Here is an 18,304-nt window from a genome sequence, read left to right as displayed (position 1 = left end):
TCTTGTACGCCCGCATCATGTACGACCGTTTGGATCCAGGGATCTTTCATCGGTAGGGCCCTCCAGAGACGCGAAGAGCGCTGAGGCACATTCGGGCTGCGGCCTCGAACCAGATCGCGCAACAATCGACTCACCCATCGATAGCTACCTTTCCTTCCACCCGCCTCACTAGGGCACCATCACCGTACAAGGGCACACATCGGCCTGTGTATCCGCTCTTCGGAGGTGTCAGATCTCTATGCGAGTGGCCCTGTCCGTCAGGCGCCATGGCACCGGAAAATCCGCAATCTTCATACCATTCGAGGACATGTGACTGACCTCATCGGCATAGGCATCCGCGTCTTCGCGGTTGTCGAAGACGCCGTAGATGCCAGCGTCATCCTCGTCGTCGAACACGATCCATACAGACTTCATCCCTGCATTCTGCCGTCGACGCCACCTCTACGCGCCGGGTATCGCTCAGCCGAACAGCTCGGCGAAGCGGCGGAGCAGGGCGGCACCCTCGGTGACCGAGGCCGCGAGGACCTCCTGCTGCACCGCGTCGAACTGGGCCGGATCGAAGTACCCCGTCGTGCGGTAGAACGTCATGCGGTCGGCGAAGTCGCGCGGCGTCGGCTCGGGATGGAACTGCGCGGCGTACAGGTGCGTCCCCACCCGGTAGGCCTGCACGGGGCAGACCGCGTTGGTGGCGAGCAGCACCGCCCCCGGCGGAGTCGTGGCGGCGCTCTCCTTGTGCGCGGTGAAGACGGTGAGTGCCGGACCGGACGGGCCGAACACGGGATCGACGGCGCCCTCCGGCGTCGTGTCGATGACGGTCGCGCTCGCCGCCTCCGGCATGGTCGTCACGACCTCGCCGCCGAGGAGGCGGGTGAGCACCCCGATGCTGAAGCACGTGAAGAAGGCGGCGATCCGCTGTTCCCGTGCGGCGCGGGCGAGCGTCTCCAGATCGGCCTCCACGCGCCGCTGCACCGGGGTCTTCTCGACGTCCGTGACGTTGAACGGCGAACCGCCGATGACGACGCCGCGGTATCGATCCAGGTGGGCCGCGGTCAGCGGCTCGTGGAGCAGGTCGAGACGATCGACCACGTCGACCCCGAGGGCCCGCCGGAACGAGGCGTGCTCGGCATCCGCCGCCCCGGTCTCGGGGCGCACGCAGACGTAGAGAAGCGAGGCCATCAGGCGATTCTAACGAGGGGGAGCGTCCCGGCCCGACGGCTTAGCGGGACGAGTTCGCGGTGCGTCCTCGGACGATCCCGACGAACGTCTCGACGTCGGGTGTGGTCCGGTCGCGCGGCCAGGCGAGGGCCACGGTCGAGACCGGGCCGTCGGCGAGGACCCGATAGTCGGCGTCCTTCCGGTGGTGCAGTCGGGCCAGTGACATCGGGACGAGGACGATGCCGACACCCGTCGCCGCCGTGGCGATCGCGTCGGCGGTCGACAGGGGTCCGACGCGTGCAGGGATGGTGCCCGGCACCTCGACCGGCCCGAGCACGTCGTCGGACAGGGAGTGCAGCACCTCGCCGTCGAGGTCGGCGGTCGTCAGCTCGTCCGCCGCGAGCAGGTGCGAATCGGTCGAGGCCACGACGACGGGGACCTCGTCGTACAGCGGGATGACGTGCAGGGCGTCGTCGTCCAGCGGGAGGCGCACGAGGGCGGCGTCGAGATCGTCGAGCGCCTCTCGCTGTCCGGGGACCTCGATCGCGACGAGCTCGAGGGCCACGTGGGGCAGGCGCCGCTTCCACGTGTCGATCCACTTGCCCGGCGTCGCTCCGGGCACGGCGCCGAGGCGGAACGTCCGCGGCTCCTCGGGTGTGGCGGTCGGAGCGTCGAACACGACCTTCTCGGCGCGGGGTGAGCGGCGCGGAGCCGGCTTCCCCTGGCGTGAGCCGCCGCCCGCGGCACGGCCCCGGTGGGCGGGTGAGCCCTTGCCGGAGCCTTTCGCGGGTCGTCGTCCCTGGTGCGCCATGGGATCCAGGCTACTCGGGGTCCTCCGAGTCCTCGGCGGGGGAGTTCCGCTGAGTCCGGCGGACCAGCCCGGCGACACCGCCCACGAGGAACAGTGCTCCCGCGGTGAGGAGCACGATCGTGAGCAGGGTGGCGGGAGTCATCGTCCCCACGCCGTCGGCCAGCGCGGCGCGGCGATCCGCGTCGGCGAGGAACCACAGCGCCCCCGCGGCGATCGCGGCGAAGGTCGTGCCCCAGATGATGGATGCCCAGCGCACCCGTGGTGCGGTGATGGTCTCGGTGCTCATTCCTGGCCCTCCTCGGGCTCCTGCAGGGTCACGACGATGACGCCGCTCGACTGGTCGATGGTCACGGGCTGGATCGTGGAGGGGCTGCCCTCCTCGGCGGAGATGTTCGCGGTGAGGACGTTCTCCTCGCCCCGTGGCCGGGTCGAGATGACGCCGGTGTCCATGACCATCGGATCGTCCGGATCGACGCGGAGCCAGCTCACCTCCACGGCGTCGCCGACAGTGCCGCGGAGCTGCAGCTGCACGCCGGCGTCGACGAAGATCTCGGTCCGCCCCGATCCCTTCTCGATCTCGATGGGGCGGGGGCCGCCGTCGTGCGGGTGGAGCTGCAGGTACAGATCGCCGAACGGCTGACGGACGTGCGCCTCCTGGTTGTTCGTGAGCGAGGCGTACCCGAGCGTGAGACCGGGCATCGTGGACAGGAAGCCGGTGAGGAGACCCGCGGCCAGCGTCAGCACGGTGAGGAAGGCCAGGGCGCCGCTGCGGCGACGGAGGGCTCCGGCCGTGATCATCGCCAGGGCCAGGACCAGTGCGCCGGACAACAGCCCCAGCGCCCCACCGACGGGTTCTCCGACGGCGAGTCCCACCCCGGCGCCGACGACGATGGCGAGGCCGAGGGCGGTCATGACGAACGGGAAGCCGGCTCGCGGGTTCGATGCGCGGCGAAGGCGTCGGCGCTCCGCGGCCTCGGCGGCGAACACGGCGGCTTCGGCCTGACGCTCCCGGCGGAGCTGGTCGCGTGCGGCGCGCTCCGCATCCTGCTGCTGACGGCGCCACGCCTGATCCTGCTCCTTCCAGGCGGCGTGCTGGGCGCGCCAGGCTTCCAGCGCGGCGGGGTCCTGCGTGCCGGGTGGCAGGGGGGCCGGAGGCGCGGGGATGGCGAGGACGTCGTGCCCGACGGCGTCGGCGAGCGGAAGCGGGGGAGGCGCGTCCGTCGCCGCGGGAGGAGTGGCGTCCGCCCCCGTGGCGGGACCCGAACCCGCGAGGGGGGCGGACGCGGCCGGGGCCGCCGGATCTGCGGAAGCCCCCGGCAGATCCGGCGCGGAAGCGCCCGGGGTGCGGCGCGCGGCACGCACGATGAGGAAGAGCAAGGCGGCGGCGAGCACGAGCCCGACCACCCAGGTGAAGGTCGACAGTGCCGACCAGCCGTCGTAGCCGAGTCCGAACAGGCGCCCGGTGAGCGGGGCCGTCGGGAAGAGGCCGATCACGGCGAGGGCGAGGATGCCGAGTTGCACGGGGTCGTACCGGCGCTGCAGCAGATCACGCAGATGCACGCGGCCGTCGACGTCGGGCAGCACGGCCCAGGCGAGGGCGTACAGGAACAGGGCCGGAAGACCGAAGAGGGCGGCGACGACGAGGATTCCGCGCACGATCAGCGGATCGATGCGCAGCCGGATCGCGATGCCCGCGGCCACGCCCCCGAGCCACCCGTCGGTGCGGACGACGCCGAGGCCGGCGACCCACAGCAGGAAGCGGTCGGCGCCGCGCGGTGCGCGAGGGGTGTCCGGCGTCGACGGGGCGGGCTCGGCGGGCGGCGGCGGAGCGGTCGGAATCGTCATGAGTCGATCCTCGCGGTCGCCGGCGCCGTGAGGCCATGGGGGGATCCCCTGAGCGCACCCTGATTCCGCGCCGGGGAGGACCCCGAGCGGGGGACAGGATGATTGGATGACGGTATGCCCTCCGCCGTCTCCACGCTCCCCGGCCCCGCGCCGGCGACCGTGCGTCCGGCGCTGACCCGCGACCGCGACGCTCTCGTGGCCGGAGTGAGCGCCGGGCTCGCGCGGCACCTCGGAGTGCACGTGGGCCTGGTGCGGGCGCTGTTCGTCGCCCTGACGCTCTGCGGGGGTGCGGGCGTGCTCCTGTACGCCTGGTGCTGGACCTTCATGCCGTGGACGGAGGGGACGACGGCGCCGACGCGTCGCCTCCCGGTCGCCTGGCTCCTGCTGGTCCCCGCGGCCGTCGGCGCCCTCGTCATCGTGGTGTGGCGCGGGGGCAGCGACTGGCTGAACGGCTCGATCCCTCCGGGGACGGCGGCCGTGGTGGTCGGCGGGACCACGCTGTGCGCGACCGCCTCCGGGCTGTGGGCGACGCTCATCGATCGCACAGACACGGCGCGCGGCCCCCGGCACACCACCACCGTCCGCATCCTCGCGGTGCTCATCCTCGGCCTCGTGGTCCTCCTGCTCCTCTCGTGGCCGATCGCCCGCTCGGGCGTCGTGCTCGTGCTGCTCCCGCTGACCGGGCTGGTCGCGGTGGTGGCTTCGGCCCTCATTCCGCGCTGGCGGGAGCTGGCCGGAGAGCGCGTGCGCCGCATCCGGGAGGAGCAGCGCAGCGTGATGGCCGCCCACCTGCACGACTCGGTGCTGCAGACGCTCGCCCTCATCCAGAACCGGGCCGGGGCATCGAGCGAGGCGGCACGGCTGGCCCGGGCGCAGGAGCGGGAGCTGCGCGCGTGGCTCTACGACGGGGACGCCCCGGCGGACAGCGACCTGCCGACCGACCTGCGCGACTACGCAGCGGCGCTGGAGATCGACCACCCGGTCCGGATCGATGTGGTCTCGGCCGGGCTGTCGGCGGAGCGGGCGAGCGGCGAGCTGGCCGCCGCGGCGCGCGAGGCGATGCTGAACGCCGCGCGGCACGCCGGCGGCGAGATCTCCGTCTACATCGAGGGTCGGGTCGACGGCGTCGACGTGTTCGTCCGCGACCGCGGTCCCGGATTCCGGCTCGACGAGGTGCCGGGCGACCGTCTGGGCGTGCGGGAGTCGATCATCGGGCGCCTGCGTCGCGCGGGTGGCACGGGTTCGGTGCGCAGCGACGACGCCGGTACCGAGGTGCATCTGCGCCTGCCCACCGTCTCGTCCCCGGAACGGGGCGCCGGCCGACAGGAGCCCCGTGGCTGACCGCCTCCGCGTCGTGATCGTCGACGACCACTCCATCTTCCGCTCAGGCCTGCGGGCCGACCTCGATGCGAGCGTGGAGGTCGTGGGGGAGGCCGCAGACGTGCCCACGGCGATCGCCGTGATCGCGGAGACGGCGCCCGACGTGGTGCTCCTCGATGTGCACCTTCCGGGCGGGGAGGGCGACGACGCGACCGGCGGGGAAGCCGTGATCCGAGGGACGGGACCGACGACCACGCGCTTCCTGGCCCTCAGCGTCTCCGATGCCGCGGCCGATGTCGTGCGGGTCATCCGGGCCGGGGCGCGTGGCTACATCACGAAGGGCTCGTCAGGCGGCGAGGTGAGCGCCGCCGTGCACGCCGTCGCCGAGGGGGACGCGGTGTTCTCGCCGCGGCTCGCGGGATTCGTGCTCGACGCGTTCGGCGCCGTGGCCGGCGAGACCGCCACCGCGACCGACGAACTCGACCGCCTCTCCTCGCGCGAGCAGGAGGTGATGCGGTTGATCGCCCGCGGCTACGCGTACAAGGAGGTCGCCACCGCCCTCTTCATCTCGATCAAGACCGTCGAGACGCACGTGTCGTCGGTGCTGCGCAAGCTGCAGCTCTCCTCCCGCCACGAGCTCACGGCGTGGGCGTCGGAGCGGCGCCTGCTCTGAGAGCGGTCAGGCCGCCAGCCAGAGACCCTTCTGATCGGTGGCGACGGTGAGCCCCGCCGCGACCGTTTCGTCGTCGCCGATGCGGGCGCCCCGCACGATGCGGGCCCCGGCCCCGATGTCGGTGCGGACCCCGACGTGCGCGTGGTCGCCGACCGCCGCGCCCTGGCCGACGTGCGCGTGGGCGTCGATGTACGCGCCCTCGCCGATCACGGCGTCCTCGTCCACCCACGCACCGCGGGCGACGATGGCCCCCGCTCCGACGCGTGCTCCCGGTTCGATGTAGGCCCCCGCCTCGATGTGCGCCTTCGGATGCACCTTGGCGCCATGCGCGACGAGACCGCGACCGTTGGCGTGCTTGCGGTACCGCAGCGTCGCTCCGTGGTCGTTCTCGATGTCGACGTAGTTCTTGCCCACGATTCCTCCCGTGCTCCGGAGTTCTCCGGATATATCAACAACCACGAGAGGGGGAGATTCATTCCCGCGGATGGATACCGCTCAGCGCTGGCACCGAGGGCACCAGAACGTGATCCGCTCACGGGTCGGATCCGCCCCCAGCTCCCCGCGACGGATGAGCGTTCCGCAGCGTCGGCAGGGGCGTCCGGCGCGTCCGTAGACCCACGTGGACTGTCCCGGGCGGTCGATGCCGGTGAAGGTGCGGTTGCGGCGGTCGCGGTTCGCGCGGATGGTCCGCACGCCCAGGTCGAGGAGGGCGGCCACGTCGACCTCGGGAGTCGGCGTGGTCGGCAGGATTCCCCGGAGGAACAGGAGTTCTGCCGCGTACTCGTTGCCGAACCCCGCGACGTTGCGCTGATCGAGCAGGGCGACGTGGATGGCCCGGGTGTCGGTGCCGAGCCGCCGTGCGGCCTCGATCGGGTCCCAGTCGGCCGCGAGCGGGTCGGGGCCGAGGTAGCCGACGAGGTCGTCCTCGTCGCGGGTGGGGACGACCTCGACTTCGGCGATGTCCACGCCCACGGCCTCGCGTTCGGCCGTGCCGACGATCGCCCGCACCTTGAACGCGGGATGCCGCCACTTCTCACCGGGCCGGTACACGAACCACGCACCGTCCATGCGCAGATGCGAATGGAGCGTGCTCTCGCCGATCCGCAGCAGCAGGTGCTTCCCGCGGGGGACGGCGCCCTGCACCCGCTGGCCGGTCAGATCGAGGGTCGCGAAGCGCGGAACGCGGAGGTCGAAGCGCGTGACCTGCCCGCCGGCGAGGGCCTCGTCCAGGCGGCGTGCGGTGCGGAAGACGGTATCGCCCTCGGGCATCAGGCGATCCCGGGTGTGCGGTCGTGCGGCACGGCCGCACTCGCCGTCGGCTGGACGGCGGCGAGTGGGGTGCGGGCCTGCATGTCTCGCGCCAGCATCGTGCTCCCCGCGACCGCGGCCGGCATCACGGCGACGGCACCCCCGGGGATCAGGAAGCACAGCTGGGTCGCGACGCCGAAGCCCAGCACGCGGGCGCGACTGCCGGAGAACAGCGCGGCCCGGGCGGCGGGGCTGAGGTCACGGGCGTCGAAGGCGCGACCGGTCAGCTCCCGCGCCAGCAGGCGGCCCGTGAGGACGACACCGGAGACCGCTCCGAGGACACCGCCGACGCCGGGCACCAGACCGATGAGGAGCACGAGGAGCGCGATCAGGATGCCGAGCACGACGAGCCGGAGGCCCTCGCCGACGGTCGTCCAGAAGCTGCCGCCATCCGCAGGAGGCGGGTCGCCGAGGTCCTTCTCGACGGCGTGCCAGATGCGCTGGTAGAACGGGTCGCCGATCGTGAGGGTGAGAGCGCTGAACACGGAGCTGGCCAGAGCGAGTGCGGCGGCGACCACGACGAGGCCGACCGCGGTCCGCAGGACGCCGCGCCACGGCTCCACCCAGCCGTCGGCGAACGGGGTGAGCCAGGCTGCCAGCGAGGGCATCGACAGGATCAGCGGCACGAGGACGGCGGCGAGGAGGACGAGCGCGATGATCGCGGGGACGAGCCCGAGCGCCATCAGCCCCGGACGGGTGCGCCACACGCCGAACCCGCGGAACAGGGTGCGGACGCCGGCGGCGAACTCTCGGATCATGGCTCCAGGGTAGGGGTGGGTCGATGGTGGTCGTGGTCAGGCCGGGTCAGACGGCCTTGCGGAGGGTGAAGCCGCGCGGTGTCTGCACGAAGCCCGCCTCCTGCAGAGCCCGCCCGAGGATCGTGCCGTACACCCCCTCGCCGTTCACCTTCTCGACGGTCAGGGTGTCGAGGCGGCGGTCCCTGGCTGTCGTCGCGAGGTCGGCGGCGGCGGCCTGCAGCACCTCCTCGTCGTCCGTGAAGCACAGCACGGTCCGTCCGCCGCGCTCGAGCGACAGAACGAGCGCGCCGTCGACGAGCACCACGAGCCCGCCGGCCTTGCGCCCCGGGCGATGCGAGACGCCCTCGAGCTTCGGCCACCCGAGCGCCGCGCCGTAGGGGTTCGCGGGGTCGGTGGCCGCCAGGGTGACGGCCTTCCGCGGCGGCGGATCGGCGAGACCGGCGTAGGTCCGCAGACGGTCGACCGTGGCCGATGCCGCGAACTGTGCGGCGCCGAGCTTCTCGATCACGTAGCCGCGGCGGCAGTGCCCCGCCTCCTCGAACCCGGCCAGCACACGGTATGCCTGCGCGAACCCGCCTGGCACGCCCTCCGACTGCACGGCCCCGCGGGTGACGACGCCATACCGGTCGAGGAGCAGGCCGGCGGTGACGGTCGCGCGGCGCGCCGGGTCGGTCTCGACCTCGGGGAGCAACGACCAGCGTCCGCCGATCGAGGTCGGTCGAGGAGCCGTGCGCGTGAGGGACATGCCGCGATAGGTGCGCGCACGCGGAGCACGGCGCTTGACCTTATGGGCCTGGGAGCCGCCGGTCAGCAGCGAGCGGATCGGCGCGAACGTGTCGTTCGTCACATGCCCCGACCAGGTCAGAGACCACAGCGCCTCCAGCACGGACTGCTCGTTCTCGGCGCCGGTCATCTCCTTGAGCTGCGCCGCGAAGTAGGCGCCGCCCGCCGCGAGGGCCGCGAGGAGGCGCGCTTCGAGCGACTCCGCGGCGATCTCCGCGTCCGGATCGGGCAGCGTGAACGGGGCGAGATCGGCGGGGTGCAGCGAGACCCACCCGTCACGCCCGGGAAGCGTGCCGTGTCCGGACCAGATCACCTCGCCCGCGGCCGTGAGCTCGTCGAGCATCGCCGGGGAGTAGTCGCGCACCCGCGATGGCAGGACGAGCGACTCCCAGGCGCTGGCCGGGATCGGGACGCCGGCGAACTGCTCGATCACCGTGAGCACGCCGTCGATGCCCTCCAGGGGGCGACCGAGATGCTGCCAGTCCGGAAGGAATCGCGCGTACGCCTCGGGCGAGACGGGTTCGACGGATCCGCGGATCGCCGCGAGCGACCGCATCCGCAGCCGCCGCAGGACCTCGGTGTCGCACCACTCGAGGTCGTCGCCGCTGCCGGCCGCGGTGGGGAGGAAGTACCCGCTCGTGAGGCGGCCGTTCGTCTCCAGGCGCTGCAGGGTGTGCCGGGCGACGGCGGCGCCGAGGCCGAACCGCTCGGCGACGGCCGTGGTCGTGAAGGGGCCGTGGGTGCGGGCATGACGGGCCACGAGGTCGCCGAGGGGATCCGCCAGGGGCTCGAGGAACGCGACGGGGATGCCGGTCGGCAGGGCGGCCCCGAGCGCATCTCGCAGGCGCCCTGCGTCTTCGATCGCGGCGACCCTGGACACCCCGGCGATCGTGACCGGGATGGCCCGCCGCGCGGTCACGAGGTCGTCGAGCAGTGCCGCCGCGGTCGCCCCGGCGGTGGAGTCGGGATCGAGGCGCGCGGCGACCTCGTCGGCATCGAGCGGGCCGAGCAGCCGGAGCAGGTCGGCGACGCCCTCCAGGCCGCGCGCCCGGCGTTCCGGATCGAGCCGCTGGGCCTCGCGCTCGAACTGGGCGATGACGTCGGGGTCGAGGAGCTCGCGCAGCTCGACCGTGCCCAGCAGCTCGCCCAGCAGCGCCGGGTCGACGGAGAGAGCGGCGGCGCGGCGTTCCGCGAGCGGTGAGTCGCCCTCGTACATGAACGCCCCGACGTAGCCGAAGAGGAGGTCGCGCGCGAAGGGCGACGGCTGCCCCGGCTGCGTCTCGACGAGGCGGATGCGGCGGTCGGCGATGCTCGTCGCGAGCTTGCGCAGCGACGGCAGATCGTAGACGTCCTGCAGCACCTCGCGCAGGGTCTCCAGGATGACGGGGAAGGTGGGATGCCGGCGTGCGACCTCCAGGAGTTGCGCCGAGCGCTGGCGCTGCTGCCACAGCGGCGTCCGGCGGTTGGGGTTCGTGCGCGGCATGAGCAGGGCCCGCGCGGCGCACTCGCGGAACCGGGAGGCGAAGAGCGCCGAGCCGCCGACCTCCTGCGTGACGAGCTGTTCGAGCTCATCCGGATCGAAGACGAACAGCTCCGCGCCGGGCGGTTCCGACTCGGCGTCGGGGATGCGGACGATGATGCCGTCGTCGCTCGCCACCGCGGAGCCCTCGACGCCGAGGCGCTCTCGCACCCGTGCGTTGATCGCCAGCGCCCACGGCGCATGCACCTTCATGCCGTACGGGGAATGGAGGATGACGCGCCAGTCGCCGACCTCGTCGTGTCCGCGCTCGACGGTCAGCGTGCGGTCTGTCGGCAGGGTGCCCGTGGCCTCCCGCTGCTCGGAGAGGTGGGCGAGGAGGTTCGCGCGCGCCTGCTCATCGAGTCCGGCGGCGATGAGGCGCTGCTCCGCCTTCTCCGGCTTCGCCGCGGACACCTCGCGGGAGAACGCACCCAGTGCCTCGCCCAGCTCGAACGGACGCCCGATGCCGTCGCCGTGCCAGAACGGGACCTTTCCCGGCTGGCCGTAGGCGGGGATGACGTTGACCCGGTCGTGGGTGATCTCGGCGATGCGCCAGCTCGTGGTCCCCAGGGTGAACACGTCGCCGACGCGGGACTCGTAGACCATCTCCTCGTCGAGCTCGCCCACTCGGGCGCCCGTGGACTCGCCGGCCACGAAGACGCCGAACAGGCCGCGGTCGGGGATGGTGCCGCCGCTGGTGACCGCGATCCGCTGTGCGCCCGGGCGGCCGGTGAGCGTGCCGGCATCGCGATCCCAGACGAGTCGCGGCCGCAGCTCGGCGAACTCGTCGGAGGGGAAACGGCCGGCCAGCAGGTCGAGGGTGGCCTCGTACGCGGAGCGGGGGAGCGACTGGAACGGGGCGGACCGGCGGACGGTCTCGAACCACTCCTCGACGCTGATGGCGCCGAGGGCGCTGGCCGCGACGGTCTGCTGGGCGAGGATGTCGAGCGGATTCCGCGGCACCTGGATCGCCTCGATCTTCCCCGCCAGCATCCGCTCCGTCACGATCGCGGTGTGCAGCACGTCGCCGCGGTGCTTGGGGAACAGGGCCGCGCGGCTGATCTCGCCGACCTGATGCCCGGCGCGACCCACGCGCTGGAGTCCGGAGGCCGCGGACGGCGGCGCCTCCACCTGGATCACGAGGTCGACGGCGCCCATGTCGATGCCGAGCTCCAGGCTGCTCGTGGCGACGACGCACCGGAGCACGCCCGACTTCAGCTCCTCCTCGACCTGCGCACGCTGCTCTTTCGACACCGAGCCGTGGTGGGCCTTGGCGAGCACGGGATCGGCGCCCGCGGTGGACCCGGCCTGCGCCATCATCGCGGCGGGCACGGTCGGCTCCGGAAGCGCGACGCCGATCCGTTCCGCGTAGATCTCGTTCAACCGTCCGGTCAGCCGTTCGGCGAGGCGGCGGGAGTTCGCGAAGACGATGGTCGAGTTGTTCTGGAGGATGCGGTCGACGATCGCCTCCTCGACGTGCGGCCACACCGACCCGGTGACCTCGGTGTACCCCGCGTCGATGCCCGGCGCCTCCGGCGGGGTCCCGGGGGGCGGCGGCGGGTTGGTCATGTCGTCCATCGGCACGACGACGCCGAGTTCGAAGGTCTTCGAGGCCGGCGGGGCGACGATCTCGACCGGATCCCCGCCGCCGAGGAAGCGCGCCACCTCGTCGATGGGGCGCACGGTGGCGGACAGGCCGATCCGCTGCGCTGCGGTCTCCGCGCCGTGGGAGCGACGGAGGGCGTCGAGGCGCTCCAGGCTCACCGCGAGGTGCGCGCCGCGCTTGGTGGCGGCGACGGCGTGCACCTCGTCGATGATGACGGTGTGCACGTCGCGCAGCGTCTCGCCCGCCCTGCTCGTGAGCATCAGGTACAGCGACTCGGGCGTGGTGATGAGGATGTCGGGCGGATCGGACACGAGCTTGCGCCGATCGCTCGATGTCGTGTCGCCCGAGCGGACGCCCACCGTGATGCCGGGGGCGGTGAGGCCGAGCCGCCGGGCGGACTGCCCGATGCCGATGAGCGGCGAACGCAGGTTGCGCTCCACGTCCACGCCGAGGGCCTTGAGCGGGGAGATGTAGAGGATCCGCGTCCGGGACCCGTCCTTCTTCGGCTCCTCCGGCGCGTCGGCGCGCTCGCGGAACACGCTGTCGATGGCCCAGAGGAACGCCGACAGCGTCTTGCCGGATCCTGTCGGCGCCACGACGAGGGCATGCTTGCCGGCGGAGACCGCCTCCCACGCGCCCGCCTGGGCCGGTGTGGGTGCGGTGAAGGCACCCCGGAACCAGTCCTGTGTGGCCGGGGTGAAGCGGTCGAGCACGTCGCTCATGCCTCCATCATTCCCGACCCCACAGACATCCGGCTCGGACCTTGACACCCGGCTCTCCCGCCCGCACGACCCGGTCCCGCCCGCACGACCGAACCGTGGTTCCGGTCGTGCGGGCGGTCAAGGGTCGTGCAGACGGAACGGGTGACGAGGTCACACGACCTCCTGCAGCACGCCGTCCGCGTCGATCTCGAGCGTGAGGTCGAGGTCGAGTCGGGCGAGGAAGGCGTCGTCGTGACTCACCACGAGCACCGCGCCGCGGTAGGCCCGCAGCGCCTCGACGAGCTGGTCGACGGTGTCGAGGTCGAGGTTGTTCGTCGGCTCGTCGAGGACGACGAGGTGCGGAGCCGGATCCGTGAGGAGCAGCCTGGCCAGAGCGACCCGGAACCTCTCCCCGCCGGACAGCGCGGACACCGGGCGGTCGGCCGTCCCGCCCCGGATGAGGAACCGCGCGAGCCGGTTGCGGAGCTCCTTCTCCGGGACCTGCGGTGCCGCGGCGGCGACGTTCGCGAAGACGGAGAGGCTCTCGTCGAGACCGTCGACGCGCTGCGGGAGGTAGCCGATCCGGTCAGTGAGCGCCTCCGCCCGGAGCTCCGGCCGTTCACAACTCAGGAGATCGCGCCCGATCTCCGCCTCCGGCGTCGGATTCGGACGTTCCGGCGCCTCTTCTCCTGAGTTGTGCACGGCCCCGTCGACCAGCCGCTCCAGCAGGGTCGTCTTGCCGGCGCCGTTGCGTCCGACGAGGGCCACGCGCTCCGGCCCCTGGATCACCCACGACCGCTCGGGCCCGCTCAGCTCGGCGATCCGCCGGCTCCGCGACACGTCGGGATCCGGAAGCTCGATCTTCATCGATGCGTCGGACCGCACCCGCCGTCCCGCCGCATCGTGTGCCGCACGTGCCGCGTCCTCCTTCGCGCCGACCTCGGTGCGCAGCTTCCCTGCGGACACCTCGGCGGCCATCTTCCGACCGTGCGCGATGATCTTCGGAACGCGCTTCTCGACCTCGGCTTTCTTGGCGGTGCGGGCCCGGTGAGCGAGCTTGACCTCGGCCTCGATCCGCTGCCGCTTCTCCTTGCGGAGCACCTGGGCGGCGGCGACCTCGGCCTGCTTCGCCGCGTCCTGTTCCGCATCCAGCCACGCGCGCCATTCGGAGTACGGCCCGCCGAACACTGAGAGGTTCCGTCCGTAGAGCTCGGCGGTGTCGTCCATGAGCTCGAGCAGTGCGAGGTCGTGGCTCACGACGATGAGCGTGCCCTTCCACGACTGCACCATCGCGGCGAGGGTGGCCCTGGCGTCGCGATCGAGGTTGTTCGTCGGTTCGTCGAGGAGCGTGATGGGTGCCCGCCGCAGCCGGATCCCGGCGATCGCGACGAGCACGGCCTCCCCGCCGGACAACTCGCCGACCGTGCGGTCGAGGAACGCGGGGACGAGCCCGGCCTCCGCGAGGGAGGCCTCCGCCCGTGCCTCGATGTCCCAGTCGTCGCCGACCGCGTCGAAGTGCGCCGGGTCGACGTCGCCCGCCGTGATGGCGCGCACGGCGTCGAGGGCCGCCGTCACTCCGAGGAGGTCGGACACCCGGCGGTCCACGTCGAGCGTGAGCTGCTGGGGGAGGAAGGCGACCTCGCCCGAGGTGTTGAGGGATCCGGAAGTGGGGTCGAGTTCCCCGGCGATCAGTCGGAGCAGGGTGGACTTGCCGGCGCCGTTGCGGCCGACGAGGCCCGTGCGCCCGGCACCGAAGGCTCCGGAGACGCCGTCGAGCGCGACCGTGCCGTCCGGCCAGGTGAAGGAGAGCCGGTCGAGGACGACCGAGGCGTGCGAGGAAGAGGGGTGTGACATGGGGTGTCTCCTGTCGAGTGCGAGGGTGCACTGACACCGAGCCCCTGCCGGGCCGTGGAGTCACGGAAGCGGAGGAGGGCGTCTGCCGGGGAGTCGGCGATCGTCGGGTCAGCGCGCGAGAAGAGGGGCGCGGAGGCGACGATTCAGATCAAAGGACTTCCAGACACGGCGGACAGGACGCCACGACGATACCCGGGCGTGTCGCGTCGTGCAACTCCCGGGCGTGTCGCGGGTCCGTCGCGCGGGGGATGCGGGGGCGCTCGCGGGCTTCTACCGTGGAGGCATGGCAGACGATCGGAACCCCAGCCCGGAGGAGATGCGCGCCAGGACCGGCCTCGGCATCGGTCTCGCGGTCGGCACGGCCATCGGTGTCTCCATGGGCGTCGCGTTGCAGAACTGGGCCCTCGGCCTCGTCTTCGGCGTCGCCATCGGCATCGCGCTGTCCGTGGCCTTCCGCGGATCGGGAGGCAGCACTGAGAAAGGGTCGGACGGCGCCGACGCCGTCGACGACCCGGACTCCGGCGACGACACTCAGGACGGCCGAGGCCCCTCCGCCTGATCCGCGTCGATCCCCGCGACCCAGGTCGTGAGGAAGCGGTGCACGTCGCCGAGCTCCTCCTCGGAGATGCTGTGGGTGAGACCGCTGTAGACGCGACCGGAGAGGGTCGTGTGCGCGGGGAGCCATTGCGCCGTGTGGGCGATCAGCGGTGCGGGGATGACGTCGTCGTGCGTGCCGCGGCCCCAGAACACCGGAGGGCTGACCTCCGCCAGATGCTCGTCCTGGGGAAGGGCGTCCGGGGCGGCGTACCCGCTCAGTGCGACGACCGCACCGAACCGCTCGGGCGCGAGCCGCAGGGCTTGGAGGGATACCGCGGCACCCTGGGAGAACCCGAGCAGCGCCACCGACGGCGCGTCCGCCGCGGCCTCGTCGAGCCAGCGCAGGAACGCCTCGGCCGCGAGGGTGACGGCGGCGGAGCTGCGTCCGTCGAGCCCCTCGATCGGGTACCAGGAGCGACCGGGGGTCGGCCACGGCGGGGCGAGCGGAGCAGCGACTGAGGCCACGGCGATGCCGGAGGGCAGATACGGGACGAGGCCGAAGAGGTCGTGCTCGTCGGCGCCGTACCCGTGCAGCAGGACGAGCAGCGGGAGCCCGGCGGGGTCAGGGGGCGACCAGCGCGTCGCGGCAGCGTCGATCGTCAGGTTCTCGGTCACACCGTCATCCTGCCAGGGCTCGCGCCGGTGCTCCCCATCGACGAGGACGGCTGGTAGAAAGGAGGCATGGCGGTGCGCACACCCGATCCGGAGCCGGAGCCCGAAGACGAGGGCCTCGGTTCGTTCCGCGACGCGAACCCGCCGAGCCCGGACGCGAACCCCGGCTGGCTGAGCGACGTCGAGCTGGAGGAGGCGCGGCGCCACCTTCCGATGCTCTACGTCGAGGCGATCCCCGTGCGCACGGACGGCTCCGGCCAGGTCACCGAGATCGGTGTGCTGCTGCGTTCCACCCCGCTCGGCGAGATCACGCGCACGATCGTGTCGGGCCGCGTGCGCTTCGGCGAGACGATCCGCGACGCGCTGTTCCGTCATGTCGAGAACGACCTGGGTCCCATGGCCTTCCCGCTGCTGCCGCCGCAGCCGCTGCCGTTCACGGTGGCCGAGTACTTCCCGATCCCGGGGGTGAGCGCGTACCACGACGACCGTCAGCACGCCGTCTCCCTCGCCTTCGTGGTGCCTGTGACCGGCACGTGCGAGCCGCGTCAGGACGCGCTGGAGGTGACGTGGTTCTCCCCGGAGGCCGCCGCCTCCGATGCCGTCGCCGCCGAGATGGAGGGCGGCCGCGGCACCCTCATCCGGCACGCGCTCGCCAGCCTCGGCCTCCTCCGCTGACCCTCTTCGCGCCCTCCCCGCCGAGACCCCGGCTTCGCGTCGAGACCCCGGGCTTGACCCGTGCGGAACGCGGGGTTTCGACGGCGGCGCGGGGTCTCGGCGAAAGGGGCAGGAATCCGAGCTTGTCCTCGGAGCGCGGGAGCGGTATTCATGACGAAGGTGATCTGTTCAGAACGCCCTGATCCGCGCGGTCGTCGACCGCGTCCGTCCCGAAGGATGCTCATGGCGTTCGCCGCTCCTCTCCGCACCCTCCGCGCGCTGGCCGTCACGGTCGCCGCCGCGCTCCTCGCCTCCGGGCTCGTCTTCGTCGCGGCCCCCGCCGGCGCGGCGGTTGCGCCCGACCCGGCCTTCCCCGGGGTCGCCGAAGCGCTTCCCACGGCAGTGGAATCGGCCGCGGGGATCGCCGCCGCTCCCGGTGAGACGGATCCGGACGGCACCGCCGTCGTCTCCGGACAGGTCACGTTCCCTGACGGCACCGATCTGAGCGCGGGACGGACCTTCGTCGCGGCCTATGCACCCGGGGCGGATGCCGGTTCCCCGCTCGCGGCCGTCGGCGTGACAGACGGGTCGTACTCCCTGCGCGTCCCGCAGGGCGACGTCGTCCTCGGTGTGGTGTCGGAGGGACGCGCCGTCTTCGATCAGGGGGGCCCGCAGGTCGGCGAGGTCGTGTCTGTGGGGCCCGACGGGTTCGTGCGCGACGTGGTGCTCGAGCGCTCCGCCCTCGTCTCCGGGCGCGTCACCGCGCCGACCGGCGTGGACATCACCGGGCAGCGGGTCATCGTCGCCGTCTACCCGGTGGCCGGCGCCGGAGCCGCGGTCGCCGCCGCCAACGTCGTGACGGACGCCGGTACGTTCGCCGTCGGAGGGCTGCCGGCGGGCGAGTATCGCGTCGCCTTCGTATCGTCGGTCGCGGGCGCGGTCTCGGAGTGGTGGCAGGACGCACCTCGATTCGAGAAGGCGCGGCCGCTCGTGCTGGCTGCAGGGGAGGCGCGGCCGGGGATCGATGCCGCTCTCGAGGCGCTGCACCGCATGGAGCCCTCGGTGCCCACGATCAGCGGTACGCCCGTCGTCGGACAGACCCTTCGAGCGCTCCCCGGAGCCTGGACCGCGGGTGCCGTGCTCAGCTACCAGTGGTACGCGAACGGAAAGGCGATCGCCAAGGCGACGGCCTCCTCCCTCACGCTGACGACGGCGCACGCGGGGACGCGCATCACCGTTCAGGTGACCGGGAAGAAGGCCGCCTTCGCGTCGGCGACGGTCGGCTCGGTTGCGACGGCCGCGGTGCTCCGCCCGCTCGTCGCCCCGACACCGTCGATCACCGGAACTCCGACCGTCGGGCAGACCCTCAAGGTCAGGACCGGAACCTGGACGGCGGGAACACGGCTGACGTATCAGTGGTACATCAACGGTGCCGCTGTCGCACGAGCCACCGCGGCCTCGTTCACGCTTGCGTCGTCGGCGGCCGTGAAGACGGTGACCGTCGTCGTCTCCGGGACCAAAGCCGGGTACGCCGCCGCATCGCGGCGCTCGAAGCCGACGGCCGCGGTGAAGGGGATCCTGTCCGCACCGACGCCTCGGATCACCGGATCCGCGATCGTGGGCTCCCGCCTCACGGCCGTCCCGTACACCTGGACGAGCGGCACCCGGCTGAGCTACCAGTGGTACATGAACGGGCGGGCGATCTCCCGTGCGACCGGCTCGACGCTCGTCGTCACCCCGGCGATGGTGAAGGCGAGGATCACGGTCCGGGTCACCGGCACGAAGAGCGGCTACATCTCCGCCGCGCGCACATCGGCTCGTACGGCCGCCGTCGTCTATCCGGGGCGCACCACGCCGATCTCGACCTGGAACTGCCCCGCGTGGGCTCCCATCAAGGGCAACGCGCAGTCGATGATCTATCACGTGCGGAGCGGGGCGTACTACGCGAAGACGAAGCCGGAGGCGTGCTTCTCCACGGAGAGCGCCGCCGTCAAGGCCGGCTACCGCAAGTCGAAGCGCTAGGCGACCTTCTCCCGCCGAGACCCCGGTTTCGCGCCCACACCCCGGCGTAGACGTGCGAGCGCCCCGGGGTCTCGACGCGAACCCGG

Annotated in this window: 16 protein-coding genes; 5 read left to right on the top strand and 11 right to left on the bottom strand. The window is 72.4% G+C overall.

Annotated elements, in window-relative coordinates; genetic code table 11:
- Positions 1 to 228: 228 nt before the first annotated feature.
- The 5 genes from AB0N68_RS02605 to AB0N68_RS02585 are packed head-to-tail and all read right to left on the bottom strand — an operon-like array spanning position 229 to position 3,811.
- Positions 229 to 414: a hypothetical protein gene (locus AB0N68_RS02605; protein ID WP_280564951.1), complete on the bottom strand. Its 186-nt coding sequence runs from the start codon at positions 412 to 414 to the stop codon at positions 229 to 231.
- Between the two features lie 45 nt (positions 415 to 459).
- Positions 460 to 1,176 (bottom strand): glutamine amidotransferase-related protein, encoded by a 717-nt coding sequence (locus AB0N68_RS02600; protein WP_280564949.1) that lies wholly within the window; start codon positions 1,174 to 1,176, stop codon positions 460 to 462.
- 40 nt (positions 1,177 to 1,216) lie between these two features.
- Positions 1,217 to 1,966, bottom strand: coding sequence for a substrate-binding domain-containing protein (locus tag AB0N68_RS02595; RefSeq protein ID WP_280564947.1), 750 nt, complete (start codon positions 1,964 to 1,966; stop codon positions 1,217 to 1,219).
- A gap of 10 nt (positions 1,967 to 1,976) precedes the next feature.
- Positions 1,977 to 2,252, bottom strand: a complete 276-nt coding sequence (locus tag AB0N68_RS02590; protein WP_280564945.1) for a hypothetical protein — start codon at positions 2,250 to 2,252, stop codon at positions 1,977 to 1,979.
- Complete coding sequence (locus tag AB0N68_RS02585) at positions 2,249 to 3,811, bottom strand: PspC domain-containing protein (RefSeq protein WP_280564943.1); 1,563 nt, start codon at positions 3,809 to 3,811, stop codon at positions 2,249 to 2,251. The genes AB0N68_RS02590 and AB0N68_RS02585 overlap by 4 nt, the downstream gene beginning before the upstream one ends.
- A 114-nt stretch (positions 3,812 to 3,925) precedes the next feature.
- Between AB0N68_RS02585 and AB0N68_RS02580 the strand changes: the two genes are divergently transcribed.
- Positions 3,926 to 5,152 carry an ATP-binding protein gene (locus AB0N68_RS02580; protein ID WP_292794688.1) on the top strand — a complete coding sequence of 409 codons (1,227 nt, stop codon included), beginning with the start codon at positions 3,926 to 3,928 and terminating at the stop codon, positions 5,150 to 5,152.
- Positions 5,145 to 5,804 (top strand): LuxR C-terminal-related transcriptional regulator, encoded by a 660-nt coding sequence (locus AB0N68_RS02575; RefSeq protein WP_187662318.1) that lies wholly within the window; start codon positions 5,145 to 5,147, stop codon positions 5,802 to 5,804. Before AB0N68_RS02580 ends, AB0N68_RS02575 begins: the two co-directional genes overlap by 8 nt.
- Positions 5,805 to 5,810: 6 nt before the next feature.
- Here the strand turns inward: AB0N68_RS02575 and AB0N68_RS02570 are convergent, their stop codons facing one another.
- From AB0N68_RS02570 to AB0N68_RS02550, 5 genes are all read right to left on the bottom strand, one after another.
- Entirely contained in the window at positions 5,811 to 6,218 is a 408-nt protein-coding gene (locus AB0N68_RS02570) for a DapH/DapD/GlmU-related protein (RefSeq protein ID WP_025102471.1), read from the bottom strand.
- 81 nt (positions 6,219 to 6,299) lie between these two features.
- The gene (locus AB0N68_RS02565) at positions 6,300 to 7,073 is read right to left on the bottom strand and encodes a DNA-formamidopyrimidine glycosylase family protein (RefSeq protein ID WP_187662317.1); all 774 of its coding nucleotides are present in this window, start codon (positions 7,071 to 7,073) and stop codon (positions 6,300 to 6,302) included.
- Complete coding sequence (locus tag AB0N68_RS02560; protein WP_187662316.1) at positions 7,073 to 7,870, bottom strand: EI24 domain-containing protein; 798 nt, start codon at positions 7,868 to 7,870, stop codon at positions 7,073 to 7,075. Before AB0N68_RS02560 ends, AB0N68_RS02565 begins: the two co-directional genes overlap by 1 nt.
- A 46-nt stretch (positions 7,871 to 7,916) precedes the next feature.
- Positions 7,917 to 12,500 (bottom strand): ATP-dependent helicase, encoded by a 4,584-nt coding sequence (locus AB0N68_RS02555; protein ID WP_280564934.1) that lies wholly within the window; start codon positions 12,498 to 12,500, stop codon positions 7,917 to 7,919.
- Between the two features lie 150 nt (positions 12,501 to 12,650).
- Positions 12,651 to 14,333, bottom strand: coding sequence for an ABC-F family ATP-binding cassette domain-containing protein (locus AB0N68_RS02550; RefSeq protein WP_280564932.1), 1,683 nt, complete (start codon positions 14,331 to 14,333; stop codon positions 12,651 to 12,653).
- A gap of 283 nt (positions 14,334 to 14,616) precedes the next feature.
- Between AB0N68_RS02550 and AB0N68_RS02545 the strand changes: the two genes are divergently transcribed.
- Complete coding sequence (locus tag AB0N68_RS02545; RefSeq protein ID WP_280564930.1) at positions 14,617 to 14,892, top strand: hypothetical protein; 276 nt, start codon at positions 14,617 to 14,619, stop codon at positions 14,890 to 14,892.
- On the opposite strand, the gene AB0N68_RS02540 is transcribed toward AB0N68_RS02545, so the two are convergent.
- Entirely contained in the window at positions 14,865 to 15,545 is a 681-nt protein-coding gene (locus AB0N68_RS02540; RefSeq protein WP_187662312.1) for an alpha/beta hydrolase, read from the bottom strand. The two genes, AB0N68_RS02545 and AB0N68_RS02540, sit on opposite strands and share 28 nt — an antisense overlap.
- 66 nt (positions 15,546 to 15,611) lie before the next feature.
- On the opposite strand from AB0N68_RS02540, the gene AB0N68_RS02535 reads away from it, so the two are divergent.
- Together AB0N68_RS02535 and AB0N68_RS02530 are read left to right on the top strand one after the other, a co-directional pair.
- Positions 15,612 to 16,217, top strand: coding sequence for a DUF4916 domain-containing protein (locus tag AB0N68_RS02535; RefSeq protein WP_259954327.1), 606 nt, complete (start codon positions 15,612 to 15,614; stop codon positions 16,215 to 16,217).
- 222 nt (positions 16,218 to 16,439) lie between these two features.
- Complete coding sequence (locus tag AB0N68_RS02530) at positions 16,440 to 18,218, top strand: sunset domain-containing protein (RefSeq protein ID WP_280564926.1); 1,779 nt, start codon at positions 16,440 to 16,442, stop codon at positions 18,216 to 18,218.
- Positions 18,219 to 18,304 lie beyond the last annotated feature (86 nt).

The sequence above is a fragment of the Microbacterium meiriae genome (genome assembly GCF_040685015.1).
Classification (GTDB): domain Bacteria; phylum Actinomycetota; class Actinomycetes; order Actinomycetales; family Microbacteriaceae; genus Microbacterium; species Microbacterium meiriae.
This window is presented reverse-complemented; position numbering and strand designations above follow the sequence as displayed.